We start from the raw sequence: 14,071 nt of genomic DNA on the forward strand, positions 1-14,071 counted from the left end.
GTGCGGGATCCGTCCGTGCCGGTGGTACGTCTCATCTGCACCAGGAGGCCGGCAGACGGCCACGGCAGAAAGGCGGACACCCATGCGCCGTACGACGCCCATCGCTTTCGCGGCGGCAGCGCTGCTCCTCGCGGGCTGCGGCTCCCAGAGCGGCGGGGACAACGGCAACGGCACCGGCTCCGGCTCCGGGGACAACGGCAAGGTGTCACCGTCGGCATCCGCCCCGTCGTCCGGCAGCGGCTGTGTCACCCACGTGGAGCTGACCGCCGCCGACAACGGCCGTACCGTCTGCCTGGCCAAGGGCGGCGAGCTGCGGCTCACCCTCGACGGGACCAAGAGCCGACCCTGGAAGCCGGTCGCCGCGAGCGGCACGGCCCTGAAGGCGATCAACGCGGGCTTCGTCCTGCAGCCGGGCGACGCGAGCGCCGCCTACCAGGCGGTGGCGGCCGGCAAGACCGAGCTGACGTCCTCCCGCCCCCTGTGCGCCGAACCCACGGCCCCCGGCCAGGTCTCCTGCAAGGGCATCGAGGAGTGGAAGGTCACCGTGACGGTGCCTTAGGGGGCGAGGTGTCTGACCTGGTCCCACAGGACCGGGTCCACCACGCCCACCCGGCGCCGGAAGTCCCACACCGGGACCTCACGCAGCTCGTCGGTCTGCAGGAAGCTGGGCCGGCCGTGGGCGTCGCCGACCGCGCCGGGCGGCAGCGGAATCACCCCGGCGCGCTCGTCGTGGTACTTGCTGGTGATCTTCGCGACCGTGGCCCGGTTGCCGCGCACGGCCAGCACCAGACAGGGCCGGTCTTTCGCCCTCCCGTCGCCCGCCGCCGCCCTATCCGACGCGCTGCGCGCGGCCCCTTTGGTCTCTGCGCGGTCCTCGTAGGGCACGTTCGCCCACCAGATGTCCCCGGGGTGCGGACGCGTCGTCACCCGGGCCCGGCCGCCGGGGCGCCCGGGCGGTCGCAGCCGGCGCCCGCCGGGCCGGCGGCCCCGGCCCCAGCCGTCGACGAGCGTGGCGACCAGCGCGAGCAGTACCACCGCCGCGAGCGCCAGCCACCATGACGTGTCCATACGGACGACGTTACCGGCGTGCGAGCAGCGGCGCGCGCCCTCCTGTGAGCTGCATGCGCCCCCGGTCCAGCCGAACCGGTGACACCACAGGTGAGTTCGCCCACAACGGCCCCTGGCGGAGGAGCGACCCGCCCTTTTGCGCCTTACGCTCGACAAACCGCACGACCCCCGTATGCCCCCTTCCCGACCCCTCTCCCGCTTCCCGTCCATCGGTTTTCCGCCAACGGAGGTTTCTGCTTCATGAAGCTCACCGTCGTCGGCTGCTCGGGGTCGTTCCCGTCCGCGGAATCGGCCTGTTCGAGCTACCTCGTAGAGGCCGACGGCTTCCGGCTGCTTCTCGACATGGGCAATGGCGCCCTCGGCGAGCTGCAGCGCCACTGCGGTCTTTACGACCTCGACGCGATCTTCCTCAGTCATCTGCACGCCGATCACTGCATCGACATGCTCGGGTACTTCGTCGCGCGCTACTACCGCCACGACGGCGGCCGCTGCGACCCGATCCCGGTCTACGGCCCCGAGGGCACCGAACACCGTTTGACCACGGCGTACGCCGACACCCCCTCCGCGTCCTCCATGAGCGAGGTCTTCGACTTCCACACGGTCAAGCCGTCCACGTTCGAGATCGGCCCGTTCACCGTGCACACCGAGCGGGTCCGCCACCCCGTGGAGGCGTACGCCATCCGCGTCGAGCACGGCGGAAAGTCCCTGACGTACTCCGGCGACACGGGCGTCAGCGAGGCGCTGGACGAGCTGGCCCGGGACACCGACCTGTTCCTGTGCGAGGCCGCGTTCACGCACGGCAAGGAGAACATCCCCGACCTGCACCTCAACGGCCGTGAGGCGGGTGAGACGGCGGCCCGCGCGGGCGTGCGGCGCCTGGTCCTCACCCACATCCCGCCGTGGACCGACCCGCAGGTCAACCTCGCGGACGCGCGCGAGGTCTTCGCGGGGCCGGTGGAGCTGGCCGCGCCGCGGGTCACGTACGAGATCTGACCCCGCCCGCAGACACGAGAAGGCCCCCGGAGCCGCGCTGGCTCCGGGGGCCTGGTCATGCCGTGGGGGACGGGCTCACGCCTTGGTGAGGTCCTCGATCTCCTCCTCGGGCTCGCGGCCCGGGGTGGGGAGGTTGAACTTGACGATGGCGAAACGGAAGACGACGTAGTAGATCGCGCCGAAGGCCAGGCCGACGGGGATCAGCAGCCAGGGCTTGGTGGAGATGCCCCAGTTGATGAACACGTCGGTGAGGCCGGCCGAGAAGCTGAAGCCCATGTGCATGCCCAGCGCCCAGGTGACGGCCATGGACAGCGCGGTCAGCACGGCGTGGATGGCGTACAGGATCGGCGCGATGAACATGAACGAGAACTCGATCGGCTCGGTCACACCGGTGACGAACGAGGTCAGCGCCAGCGACATCATCATGCCCATCACGGCCTGGCGGCGCTCGGGCCGGGCGGTGTGCGCGATGGCCAGGGCGGCGGCCGGCAGACCGAACATCATGATCGGGAAGAAGCCGGTCATGAACATACCGGCGTGCGGGTCACCGGCGAAGAAGCGCGGCAGGTCGCCGTGGAAGACGGTGCCGGCGGAGTTGGTGTAGTCGCCGATCTGGAACCAGGCCACGGAGTTGACGAACTGGTGCATGCCGATCGGGATCAGCGCGCGGTTGATCAGACCGAAGAGCGCCGCGCCGAAGGAGCCGAGGCCGGTCATCCACTCACCGAAGTTGGTGATCACGTCACCGATGGGCTGCCAGCCGAGGACCACCAGGACACCGAGGGCGGCGCCGACGACGGACATGATGATCGGCACCAGACGGCGGCCGTTGAAGAAGCCGAGCCAGTCCACGAGCTTCTTGCGGTGGTAGCGCTGCCACAGTACGGCGGTCAGCAGACCGAGGATGATGCCGCCGAGCACACCCGGGTTCTGGAAGGTCGCGGCCGTGGCGGCCTCGTGGCCCTTCTGCCAGAAGCCGCCGAAGGGGGCGACGGGCGTGTAGGTCGCGCCCTCGTGGCCGTCCTTGATCGGGAACTGGTGGATCACCGCGTAGTAGGTGAGGAAGCTGACCACGGCGGCGAGCGCCGTCGAGCCGTCGGCCTTCTTCGCGAAGCCGATGGCCACGCCTATGCAGAACAGCAGGGGCAGTCCGAAGGAGCTGTCGAAGAGAACACCGCCGGCCCCGGCGAAGACCTTCGCGACATCGGCCGGGAGGTGCAGCTTGTCCCGCACATCGGGCTGCCCGAGGCGCATCAGGAGCCCCGCCGCCGGCAGCACGGCGATCGGGAGCTGAAGGCTGCGTCCTACCTTCTGCAGGCCCTGGAACAGACCTGATCCCCACTTCTTCGTGGGGGCCGCCGTGGGCGCGGTGGCGGTGCTCATAGACTTCCTCCATCGGGTGGTGGTCTACACCACTCAGTGGTGTAGACCTGTTGTAGCACGATGAAGGCGGGATAAGGAACCCACGAATCCGCTCACAGTTTGGTGACGTCCTCGACCTCCTCCTCGGGCTCGCGCCCGGGCGTCCTGAGGTCGAACTTCGTGATGGCGAACCGGAAGATCACGTAGTAGACCGCCGCGAAACACAGGCCGATCGGGATGATCAGCCAGGGCTTGGTGGCCAGGTTCCAGTTGATGACGTAGTCGATGAGTCCGGCCGAGAAGCTGAAGCCGTCGTGCACCCCGAGCGCCCAGGTCACCGCCATCGACACCCCGGTGAGCACCGCGTGGACCGCGTACAGCAGGGGCGCGATGAACAGGAACGAGTACTCGATCGGCTCGGTGATGCCGGTGACGAACGAGGTCAGCGCCACCGACAGCATCAGACCGCCCACCTCCTTGCGGCGGTTCGGCCGCGCGCAGTGGGTCATCGCCAGCGCGGCCGCGGGCAGCGCGAACATCATGATCGGGAAGAACCCCGTGGTGAACTGGCCCGCGTTCGGGTCGCCCGCCAGGAACATGTTGATGTCGCCGTGCACCACCTTGCCCTCGGGCGTCGTGTAGCTGCCGAACTGGAACCAGATGGGCACGTTCAGGAACTGGTGCAGGCCGATGACGAGCAGAGCCCGGTTGGCGACGCCGAAGATGCCCGCGCCCCAGGACCCCGCGTCCCGCAGCCAGTGGCTGAAACTCTCCAGGGCGTCGCCGACCGGCGGCCAGATCCACAGGCACACCGCCGCGAAGACGATGGCGACGAACGACATGATGATCGGGACCAGTCGGCGGCCGTTGAAGAAGCCCAGCCAGTCCACCAGCTTGGTGCGGTGGAAGCGGGCCCAGAAGAACGCGGCCAGCAGACCCATGACGATGCCGCCGAAGACACCCGGGTTCTGGAACGTGAACGAGGTGACCGACCCCTCCTGGACCTGGCAGCCGATGTCCGGGATCGTCTTCGAGCCGGCCGGGCACTGCTGCGGGAACTGGTGCAGCACGCCGTAGTAGACGAGGAAGCCCGCCACCGCCGCGAGGGCCGTCGAGCCGTCCGACTTGCGGGCCATGCCGATCGCGACACCCACGCAGAACAGCAGCGGAAGGCCGATCGAGCCGTCGAGCAGCGCCCCGCCCGCCCCCTTCATCACCTTCGAGACGTCCGTCCAGCCCAGGCCGTCGGCCCCGAACACGTCCGGCTGGCCAAGCCGGTTCAGGATGCCCGCCGCCGGCAGCACCGCGATCGGCAGCTGCAGGCTGCGGCCCATCTTCTGCAGGCCCTGGAAGAGGGTGTTCCAGCGGGCGCGCGCGGGGCTGACCGTGCTGTCGGCGCTCATGGACGTCCTCCCGGGCCGCTCGGCCGGTACGCGGTTTGGCGACCGTACCCCCGGTGGTGTAGACCAGTTGGCGGACGGTTCCGCTGTCGTGATCGCCATCATTGGGCACGCACGGCATGACCGCTCGCGAAGATGGGCCAACTGTGGGTTACTGCGACAAAGCGGTTCGGATCAGGGAGAAGGAACATGGCCAGCAAGGCTGAGAAGATCGTCGCCGGCCTCGGCGGCATCGACAACATCGAGGAGATCGAGGGCTGCATCACCCGGCTGCGCACCGAGGTCTCCGACCCCTCGCTGGTCAACGAGGCCGCCCTGAAGGCCGCCGGCGCCCACGGCGTCGTCAAGATGGGCACCGCCATCCAGGTCGTCATCGGCACCGACGCCGACCCGATCGCCGCGGAGATCGAAGACATGATGTGAACCCTCGGGTTCACCGGTAAGGGGCTCTTCCCACCTAGGGGGGAGCCCCTTCCGTCACTCCGGATAGGCTCGTGGCCATGTCTCGAATCGACGGCCGCACTCCTGAACAGCTCCGCCCGGTCACCATCCAACGCGGCTGGAGCAAGCACGCCGAGGGCTCCGTCCTCGTCTCCTTCGGCGACACCAAGGTCTTCTGCACCGCCTCGGTCACCGAAGGCGTCCCGCGCTGGCGCAAGGGCAGCGGCGAGGGCTGGGTCACCGCGGAGTACGCCATGCTGCCCCGCGCCACCAACACCCGCGGCGACCGCGAGTCCGTCAAGGGCAAGATCGGCGGCCGTACCCACGAGATCTCCCGGCTCATCGGCCGCTCCCTGCGCGCCGTCATCGACTACAAGGCGCTCGGCGAGAACACCATCGTCCTCGACTGCGACGTCCTCCAGGCCGACGGCGGCACGCGTACGGCGGCCATCACCGGCGCCTACGTCGCCCTCGCCGACGCCATCTCCTGGGCCCAAGGCAAGAAGCTGATCCGGGGCGGCCGCCAGCCGCTGACCGGCACGGTGTCCGCGGTCTCGGTCGGCATCGTCGGCGGCGTGCCCCTCCTCGACCTCTGCTACGAGGAGGACGTCCGCGCCGAGACCGACATGAACGTCGTCTGCACCGGCGACGGCCGCTTCGTCGAGGTCCAGGGCACCGCCGAGGCCGAGCCCTTCGCCCGCGAGGAACTGAACGCCCTGCTCGACCTCGCCGTCACCGGCTGCACCGAGCTGACCGCGATCCAGAAGGCCGCGCTGGCCGCCACGCTCGAAAAGTAAAGGGCGCGCCAAACCCGGGGGGACGGAAGGGCAACCCCCGCCCGCTCCCCAGCGTCCGTATGGGTACGGGCGCACGGCCCACCTCCGTGCGCCCGGCCACTTGTAGTCAGGGGAGGGAACACCACCATGGCCGCCAGCCGACGCCGAGGCCGTCTCACCGCCGTCGCCGCCGTCATAGCGACCGCCGCGCTCACCGCCGGCCTCACCACCGGCTGCGACGCCGTGAACAAGGCCCTGGACTGCGTCCAGACCGCCGACTCCATCGCCGACAGCGTCACCGACCTCCAGCAGGCCGTGGAGAACGCCTCGAACGACCCGACGCAGCTCGACCAGTCCCTCGCCCGCATCGACAAGAACCTCGACAAGATCGGCGACAAGACCGACAACGCCGACGTCAACAAGGCGGTCGACAACCTCAACAAGGCCGTGCAGAACGTCCGCACGGCCATCAAGAACGGCGACAACACACCGGACGTCAGCCCGGTCACGGACGCGGCGGGCGAACTGACGAAGGTCTGCACGTCGTAGCCTTCTCGGCCGACCGAGAAGGGATGGGGGTCCCCCGCGCGAGCGCAGCCGAGCGTGGGGGAGGGTGGGCACAGGACGGGGTCCGGGGCGGAGCCCCAGGGACGTCAGCGCCCACCCGGGGATCTCAGGACCCCTCCAGCCTGCGCCGCTCCTTGCGCTCCAGCCGCTCCTGACGCCGCTGTTCCTTCAGTCGCTTCTGCTCGGCCCGGGTCACCTTGCGCTCCACACCGACCCCGCCCCAGAAGGCGAAGCCGCCGATGACCACCCGTGGCGCGCCCAGCTCGGTCGGTCCGTCGTCCCTGGGGTGCTCGAAGCCGCCCATGACGCCGATCCCGCGGACGACGACGTCGACGCCCGGCGGCACGATCACCTGCATACCGCCCATGATCGCCACACAGTTGATGTGGACCTCGTTGCTCGCGAAGTCCGCCTCCCGCAGATCGATCTCGCCGCCGCCCCAGAAGGCGAAGGCGGTGAACTTCCTCGGCACCGTCCAGCGCCCCTTGCGCTGAAAGCCCGACATGACGGCGACCGCCCCCGTGGACGACCCCTCGCCCCCGACGATCCGGCCCGCCCAACTCCCGCTCTCCACCGGCTCCTTGGTGAAGGAGACCGGAGCCGGCGCCACGGCTCCGCCCGCCGGCAGATCACGGGTGATCGGCGTCAACTCGGCGTACGTACGCGCCTGGTACGTCGCCTCCAGCCGCTCCTCGAACTCCTCCATGTCCAGGCGCCCCTCGGCGAGGGCGTCCCGCAGGACCTCGGCGACCCGCTCACGGTCGGCGTCGGATGCGCGGAGGTCTGGGGCTGCGTCTTCGGTCATGGCAGCAGCGTCTCAGATTGGCTTAGTGATCCCCAGTGTTGCTCAGGGATGTGAGCCGATCGCCTTCGTGCCCTGGTGCTGAACGGCGGGAGCCGTCGGCCCTCGTGGCACGTCCCTCCGGACGCTGGTCGGTGAGGTCTCGCGACCTCGCCGAGGAGGGTGCCCGACGTCGCCTGGGCGCCGGGCGTGTATGTGACAGCCTGCCACAGGATCGCTACGGAACGCTAATCCAGCTGGTGCGCCTACGAGACGGCCTTCTCGGCGTACATCTTCGCGATGACCGCCTCGATGTCAGGCTCCCGCACCGACAGATCCACCAGTGGATACGCGGCCGCTATGGCCGCCACCAGCGGCGCCGCCGACTGCCCCGCCGGGAACGCCAGCCACTGCCGCGGCCCCTCCACCCGCACCACCCGGCACGGCGGCACCTCGATCGGCGGCAGCTCCCGCTCCAGGTCCACCACCAGCGTCCGCTCGCCCTCCCCGGCCTCGTGCAGCCCGGCGAGCGGACCGTCGTACATCAGCCGCCCGTGGTCGATCACCATCACCCGCGAGCACAACTGCTCGATGTCCTGCAGGTCGTGCGTCGTCAGCAGCACCGTCGTCCCGCGCTCGGTGTTCAACTCCTTCAGGAACCCCCGCACCTTGGCCTTGGACACGACATCCAGACCGATCGTCGGCTCGTCCAGGTACAGCACCTCCGGATCGTGCAGCAGGGCCGCCGCGATGTCCCCGCGCATCCGCTGCCCCAGCGAGAGCTGCCGTACCGGCACGTCCAACAGGGCGCCCAGCTCCAGCAGTTCCACACACCGGTCCAGGTTCTCCCGGTAACGGGCGTCCGGGATGCGGTACATGCGGTGCGCCAGCCGGTAGGAGTCGATCAGCGGCAGGTCCCACCACAGCGTCGTCCGCTGCCCGAACACCACCCCGATCCGGTGCGCCAGCCGCGTCCGCTCCCGCGAGGGATCGATCCCCGCCACCCGCAGCCGGCCCGCGCTCGGCATCAGAATGCCGGTCAGCATCTTGATCGTGGTCGACTTCCCGGCGCCGTTCGGCCCGATGTACCCGACCATCTCCCCGCGCGCCACGGTGAACGAGATCGAGTCCACCGCCCGCACCTGCCGCCGCTCCCGCTTCAGAAACCCGGCCTTCTTGCGCACCTCGAAGACCTTTTCGACCTTCTCCAGTGTGATGAAGTCACTGTCCTGCACTGCGCTAGCTCCCTGTACTCCGATACGAACGAAGCCCCGTCCGCCACGCCAGCCCGGCCAGCGCACAGCAGCCCGCCGCCACCAGCGGAGGCGCGAACGCCACCCACTCCGGCAGGCTCAGCGGATACGGCCGCCCCAGCACATAGGTGGCGGGCAGCCAGTTGACGAAGGCCAGCGGCAGCACGAACGTCACCCCGCGCACCAGCTCCTTCGCGAACACCGTCGGCGGGTACTGCAACAGCGTCGTCCCGCCGTAGGTGAAGGCGTTCTGCACCTCGGAGGCGTCCTGCGCCACAAACTGGAACGCCGCCCCCGCCACGAACACCGAGCAGAAGATCCCGAAGCCGCTCACCAGGATCACCGGCATCAGCAGCAGCTTCCCCACCGTCCAGTCGATGTCGACCCGGGTCAGCGACCAGCCCAGCACCAGCGCCCCCTGCACCACCCGGCCCATCCGCCTCAGCGCGAACCGGTCGGCCGCCACCTGCGCCAGCACCGGCGCCGGCCGCACCAGCAGCGTGTCCAGCGTGCCGTCCCGCACCCGCCGGCCCAGCCGCTCCATCGAGCCGATCACCAGGTCGGCCAGCCCGAACGACACGGCGGACAGCCCGTACAGGAACGCCACTTCGGGAAGCGCGTAACCACCCAACGCGTCCACCCGCGAGAACATCAGCATGATCGCGACGAAGTCGAAGAACGTCGCTGTGAAGTTCCCGAAGGTGGTCATCGCAAAGGAGAAGCGGTAGGCCATCGTGGACCGCATCCACATCCCCGCGATCAGCAGATAGGCCCGCGCGCCCTCACGTACCCGGCCGCCCTCACCCACCCTGGACCACCACCCGCCGCGTCGCGACCGACTGCAGCAGCCGGCCCGCACCCAGCAGCACCGCCGCCCACGCACCCTGGAACAGATACGTCCGCAGCGGATCCGCGTGCCCCAGCAGAACATCCGCCGGCGCCTGCAGCAGCGACGACCACGGCAGAGCCCGTACGACCTCCCCGAGCGCCCCCGGGAAGACGTTCAGCGGCAGCAGCATCCCCGAGCAGAAGTACCCGAGCAGCCACGCCATTTGCGACACCCCCGTGCCGTCCAGCAGCCAGAACGCGCTCAGCGCCACCAGGTAGCGGATGCCGAAACCGACCAGCATCGCCAGCAGCAGGGCGACCAGGAGGGCGACCCAGGTGCCGGCGTCCGTGGGCAGATACGCCGGAAAGAACAGCGCACCGAAGGCGAACGGGACCAGTCCCCGGCCCAGCAGCTGGAAGAACGCCCGGCCGAGATCGGCGGCGAGCCACCACATCTGCAGATCCACGGGCCGGTACAGGTCGATCGCGACATCCCCCGTACGGATGCGTTCCATCAACTCGTCCTCGACGCCTCCGCCCCCGATCGCGAGCGTTGACAGAAGCGCCTGCCCCAGCCATACATACGTCACGGCCTGCGCCTGGTCATATCCTCCGAGGTGCGGTTTCTCGTCCCACAGCGCGCGATAGGTGTACACGAGAATCAGCCCGAAGGCCGTGTTCGTGAATACCCCTGCCGCAGTGGCCGCCCGATACGTCGCGTACCGTCTGAATCCCCCCGCTGCGACGGCCGCGTACAACCGTCCCGCGCCCACAACAGTCGACCTCCCTGGACCGCTCGACACCGAAGCGCAGGAGCCTAGTCCGGAGGCCCGGCGACCGGCCACGCATTTTCCGCCCCGGAAGCGTGCCGGAATCCGGGAACGGAACGCCAGGTGCGAGAGTCTTCAAACTGGGGGCCGCAGAAGGCGTACGAGGCGTACGGGAAACGTACGACGCGAAACAGGAGTCCGTGCACGAGATGAGCGACGAGCCGCAGCCGCAGCAGCACACCGAGGGCGGGGCACCAGAGGAACCGCTGCCGGCTGAAGGGCCGGGAGACCCGGGGACCACCACCCGCAGCCGCCAGGAGCGGACTCCGAGCACACCCGACAGCGCCAGCTCCGGGAGCCGAGAGGCCCAGGACCGAGCCCGGGCTGGTCAGAGCGAGGGCCGAGACCAGCACGGTCCGGGGCAGGACCAGGGCCGCCCGGGTTCGGCTGCCGGGTCGGCTCGGGCTGCTTCGGGCCGGGATCAGGTCGGTGCGGGTGAGGACCGGCCGGGGCGGGACCGGGATGCTTCGGCTGCTTCGGGTGCCCAGAGCGCGGCGGACCAGGGAGATCGGACGTCCGGGGGCCAGTCGGTTCCGGGTGCCGGTGCTGACCAGGCCGCGCGGGCGCGTCGGGCGGCTCTGGCTGCCCAGGCGAGCCGTGCGGGGAGGACCGGCACGGAGGGCCGGGGGATCGAAGGGGGTTCGGGGGCCGAGGGGGGCCAAAGGCCTCAGCGGTTCCAGCAGTCCCAGTCGTCTGCGGGGGCTCAGGGTTCTGCCGAGTCCCGTCAGCCCGAGAAGCCCCAGGCATCCGACAGGTCCCAGGCATCCGGGAACGCCCAGAGCGCTGAGAAGCCCCAGGCATCCGGGAATGCCCAGGGCGCCGAGAAGCCCCAGGGCTCTGCCGGGCCCCGTCCGTTCGACAAGCCCCAGGCGGGCCAGGCGTCCGTGGGCTCCCGTGTCCCCGGGCAGTCCCAGGCCTCCTCTGCGCAGTCCGGCGAGTCCCAGAAACGGGCCGACTCGGCCATGACGTCCCAGCGGGCCGGAGTGCCTCACCAGTCCGGCCGCGACTCCGAGCAGCCCGCAGCCGAGAGCACCCAGGTCCTCCGGCGTATCAAGGCACCCCGGGCACCCCAGGAAGGGAACCCGGCGGCCGACACCGGTAAGGCTGCCGCCGCCTCCCAGGCCTCCGGCGAGCCCCCGGCACCCGCCGAGACCACTCAGGTCCTCCGCCGGGTCAAGGCCCCTCGACAGGCCGAGCCGACCCAGCCGAGCCGCCCCGGCAAGGCGAGCCCCGCTGCTCAGGCCGCCGCCGCGAGCGGTGCCGCCATGGCCGGGGCCTCCGCCGCTGCCGCCCCGAAGTCTCCGGCCGGCGCAGCGGCCGCGGCCGGTGCTGCCACCACCCGCACCACCCGCACCACTTCCACGCCCTCCACCCCCCGGACTTCCGACGAGCCCCCCACCCCCCTCGCAGACAGCGGCGGCCCCGGTGGCCCCGGCGGCGGCAAGGGCAAAAAGCCCAAGCGCCCCAAGCGCACCGGCTGGCGTCGGCTCATCCCCACCTGGCGCATGGTGCTCGGCACCTTCGTGATCGGTGTCCTGCTGGTCATCGGGCTGTTCTTCCTCGGGTACTCCCTCGTGAAGATCCCGCCCGCCAACGCCCTCGCCACCAAGCAGAGCAACGTCTACCTCTACGCCGACGGCTCCCAGCTCGCCCGCGACGGCCAGATCAACCGCGAGAACGTCACCCTCGCCCAGATCTCCAAGGACGCCCAGCACGCCATCCTGGCCGCCGAGGACCGAGACTTCTACACCGAGTCCGCCGTCGACCCCAAGGCCATGCTCCGCGCCGGCTGGAACACGGCCCTCGGCAAGGGCAAGCAGTCCGGCTCGACGATCACCCAGCAGTACGTGAAGAACTACTACCTGGCCCAGGAACAGACGGTCACCCGTAAGGCCAAGGAGTTCTTCATCTCGATCAAGCTGGACCGCACCAAGTCCAAGGACCAGATCCTCGAGGGCTACCTCAACACCAGCTACTTCGGCCGCAACGCCTACGGCATCCAGGCCGCCGCCCAGGCCTACTACGGCCGCGACGCCGCCGCCCTCGACCCGGCCCGCGCCGCCTACCTCGCCGCCCTCGTCAACGCACCGAGCGAGTACGACGTCGTAGCCCACCCCGAGAACAAGTCCGCCGCCCTCGCCCGCTGGAACTACGTCCTGGACGGCATGGTCAAGAAGGGCTGGCTCAGCCAGTCCGAGCGCGCCGGCATGAAGTTCCCCATGCCGAAGGAGCAGACCATCTCCACCGGCCTCTCCGGCCAGCGCGGCTACCTCGTCAACGCGGTCAAGGACTACCTCTCCGAGAACAACATCCTCACCAAGGACCAGCTGGAGATCGGTGGCTACCGCATCACCACCACCATCCAGAAGGACAAGCAGGACGCCTTCGTCAAGGCCGTCGACGACCAGCTGATGTCCAAGCTGGACAAGAACAACAAGGTCGACAAGTCCGTCCGGGCCGGCGGCGCCTCCGTCGACCCCAAGACCGGCAAGGTCGTCGCCATGTACGGCGGCATCGACTACGTGAAGCAGTACACCAACGGCGCCACCCGCGGTGACTTCCAGGTCGGCTCCACCTTCAAGCCGTTCGTGTTCACCTCCGCGGTCCAGAACGGCTCGACCACCCAGGACGGCCAGACCATCAGCCCGAACACCTACTACGACGGCACCAACAAGCGGCCCGTCCAGGGCTGGAGCGGCGGCGCCTACGCCCCGGAGAACGAGGACTCCAAGTCCTACGGCGACATCACCGTCCGCAAGGCCACCGACCTGTCGGTGAACTCCGTGTACGCGCAGATGGCCGTCGACGTCGGCCCCTCCAAGGTCAAGCAGACCGCCGTGGACCTCGGCATCCCCGCCGAGACCAAGGACCTCCAGCCCTACCCGTCCATCGCCCTCGGCACCGCCACCGCCAGCGTCCTGGACATGGCGGAGGCGTACGCGACCCTCGCCAACCACGGCAAGCACGGCACGTACACGATGATCGAGAAGATCACCAAGGACAGCACCCAGGAGATCAAGCTGCCCGACGCGCCCGTCAAGCAGGCCGTCAGCCGCGAGGCCGCCGACACCACCACCTCCATCCTGCAGAGCGTGGTCCAGACCGGCACCGCCACCGCCGCCCAGGCCGCCGGCCGCCCCGCCGCCGGCAAGACCGGCACCGCCGAGGAGGACACCGCCGCCTGGTTCGCGGGCTACACCCCCGACCTCGCCACCGTCGTCTCCGTCATGGGCCAGGACCCGGTCACCGCCGCCCACAAGCCGCTGTACGGCGCGCTGGGCCTCCCGCGCATCAACGGCGGCGGCGCGCCCACCCAGATCTGGGCCCAGTTCACCAAGGACGCCCTCAAGGGCAAGCCGGTCAGCGACTTCGACCTCCAGCTGCAGCAGGGTGCCGACGTCCAGGCCCCCGGCACGCAGGCCCCGACCGACGGCGCCACGACCCCCGGCGGTCAGGACACCGGCGGGGGCGCCACCACCGACGGCGGCCAGGACAATGGCGGCCCGACCGGCACCCCGACCGACGGCACCACCACCGGAACCCCCACCGACGGCGGCACCACCGGCGGTGGCACGACGACGGACGGCGGTACGACCACCACCGATGGCGGCGGCACCACCACGGGCGGCGACACGACCGGAGGGACAACAGGAGGCGGTACGACAACCGGAGGCGGCACCCCCGGCGGAACCACCGGGGGAGGCACCACCACAGGCGGCGGCACCGACGTCGGCACCACGGACGGCGGCGCCACAGCAGGCCAACCGTAGTG

13 protein-coding genes are annotated in these 14,071 nt (G+C 70.0%); 6 read left to right on the forward strand and 7 right to left on the reverse strand.

The window, feature by feature from the left end:
• The first annotated feature begins 82 nt into the window (after positions 1-82).
• Positions 83-559 carry a hypothetical protein gene (locus BEK98_RS19180; protein WP_094217800.1) on the forward strand — a complete coding sequence of 159 codons (477 nt, stop codon included), beginning with the start codon at positions 83-85 and terminating at the stop codon, positions 557-559.
• On the opposite strand, the gene BEK98_RS19185 is transcribed toward BEK98_RS19180, so the two are convergent.
• Positions 556-1,068: a type II toxin-antitoxin system PemK/MazF family toxin gene (locus BEK98_RS19185; RefSeq protein ID WP_094217801.1), complete on the reverse strand. Its 513-nt coding sequence runs from the start codon at positions 1,066-1,068 to the stop codon at positions 556-558. The two genes, BEK98_RS19180 and BEK98_RS19185, sit on opposite strands and share 4 nt — an antisense overlap.
• A 240-nt stretch (positions 1,069-1,308) precedes the next feature.
• On the opposite strand from BEK98_RS19185, the gene BEK98_RS19190 reads away from it, so the two are divergent.
• Entirely contained in the window at positions 1,309-2,061 is a 753-nt protein-coding gene (locus tag BEK98_RS19190) for an MBL fold metallo-hydrolase (RefSeq protein ID WP_094217802.1), read from the forward strand.
• A gap of 75 nt (positions 2,062-2,136) precedes the next feature.
• Here BEK98_RS19190 and BEK98_RS19195 read toward each other — a convergent pair whose 3' ends face one another.
• Positions 2,137-3,444 carry a PTS transporter subunit EIIC gene (locus BEK98_RS19195; RefSeq protein ID WP_094217803.1) on the reverse strand — a complete coding sequence of 436 codons (1,308 nt, stop codon included), beginning with the start codon at positions 3,442-3,444 and terminating at the stop codon, positions 2,137-2,139.
• A gap of 92 nt (positions 3,445-3,536) precedes the next feature.
• Complete coding sequence (locus BEK98_RS19200) at positions 3,537-4,826, reverse strand: PTS transporter subunit EIIC (RefSeq protein WP_094217804.1); 1,290 nt, start codon at positions 4,824-4,826, stop codon at positions 3,537-3,539.
• Positions 4,827-5,012: 186 nt separating this feature from the next.
• Between BEK98_RS19200 and BEK98_RS19205 the strand changes: the two genes are divergently transcribed.
• From BEK98_RS19205 to BEK98_RS19215, 3 genes are all read left to right on the forward strand, one after another.
• Positions 5,013-5,246, forward strand: coding sequence for a PTS sugar transporter subunit IIB (locus tag BEK98_RS19205; protein WP_094217805.1), 234 nt, complete (start codon positions 5,013-5,015; stop codon positions 5,244-5,246).
• Between the two features lie 77 nt (positions 5,247-5,323).
• On the forward strand, positions 5,324-6,061 hold the full coding sequence (gene rph, locus BEK98_RS19210) for a ribonuclease PH (protein WP_094217806.1): 738 nt from the start codon (positions 5,324-5,326) through the stop codon (positions 6,059-6,061).
• A gap of 126 nt (positions 6,062-6,187) precedes the next feature.
• Positions 6,188-6,589 carry a hypothetical protein gene (locus tag BEK98_RS19215; protein ID WP_094217807.1) on the forward strand — a complete coding sequence of 134 codons (402 nt, stop codon included), beginning with the start codon at positions 6,188-6,190 and terminating at the stop codon, positions 6,587-6,589.
• Between the two features lie 124 nt (positions 6,590-6,713).
• Here the strand turns inward: BEK98_RS19215 and BEK98_RS19220 are convergent, their stop codons facing one another.
• From BEK98_RS19220 to BEK98_RS19235, 4 genes are all read right to left on the reverse strand, one after another.
• A complete protein-coding gene (locus BEK98_RS19220) occupies positions 6,714-7,412 on the reverse strand; it encodes a DUF1707 SHOCT-like domain-containing protein (RefSeq protein ID WP_094217808.1) in 699 nt (232 codons plus the stop codon).
• A gap of 242 nt (positions 7,413-7,654) precedes the next feature.
• On the reverse strand, positions 7,655-8,623 hold the full coding sequence (locus BEK98_RS19225) for an ABC transporter ATP-binding protein (RefSeq protein WP_094217809.1): 969 nt from the start codon (positions 8,621-8,623) through the stop codon (positions 7,655-7,657).
• A gap of 4 nt (positions 8,624-8,627) precedes the next feature.
• Positions 8,628-9,392 carry an ABC transporter permease gene (locus BEK98_RS19230; protein ID WP_094217861.1) on the reverse strand — a complete coding sequence of 255 codons (765 nt, stop codon included), beginning with the start codon at positions 9,390-9,392 and terminating at the stop codon, positions 8,628-8,630.
• 49 nt (positions 9,393-9,441) lie between these two features.
• On the reverse strand, positions 9,442-10,242 hold the full coding sequence (locus BEK98_RS19235) for an ABC transporter permease (protein WP_094217810.1): 801 nt from the start codon (positions 10,240-10,242) through the stop codon (positions 9,442-9,444).
• Between the two features lie 1,019 nt (positions 10,243-11,261).
• On the opposite strand from BEK98_RS19235, the gene BEK98_RS19245 reads away from it, so the two are divergent.
• Positions 11,262-14,069 (forward strand): transglycosylase domain-containing protein, encoded by a 2,808-nt coding sequence (locus tag BEK98_RS19245; RefSeq protein WP_094217812.1) that lies wholly within the window; start codon positions 11,262-11,264, stop codon positions 14,067-14,069.
• Positions 14,070-14,071: the final 2 nt, after the last annotated feature.

It is taken from the genome of Streptomyces diastatochromogenes (assembly GCF_002242805.1).
Lineage (GTDB): Bacteria > Actinomycetota > Actinomycetes > Streptomycetales > Streptomycetaceae > Streptomyces > Streptomyces diastatochromogenes.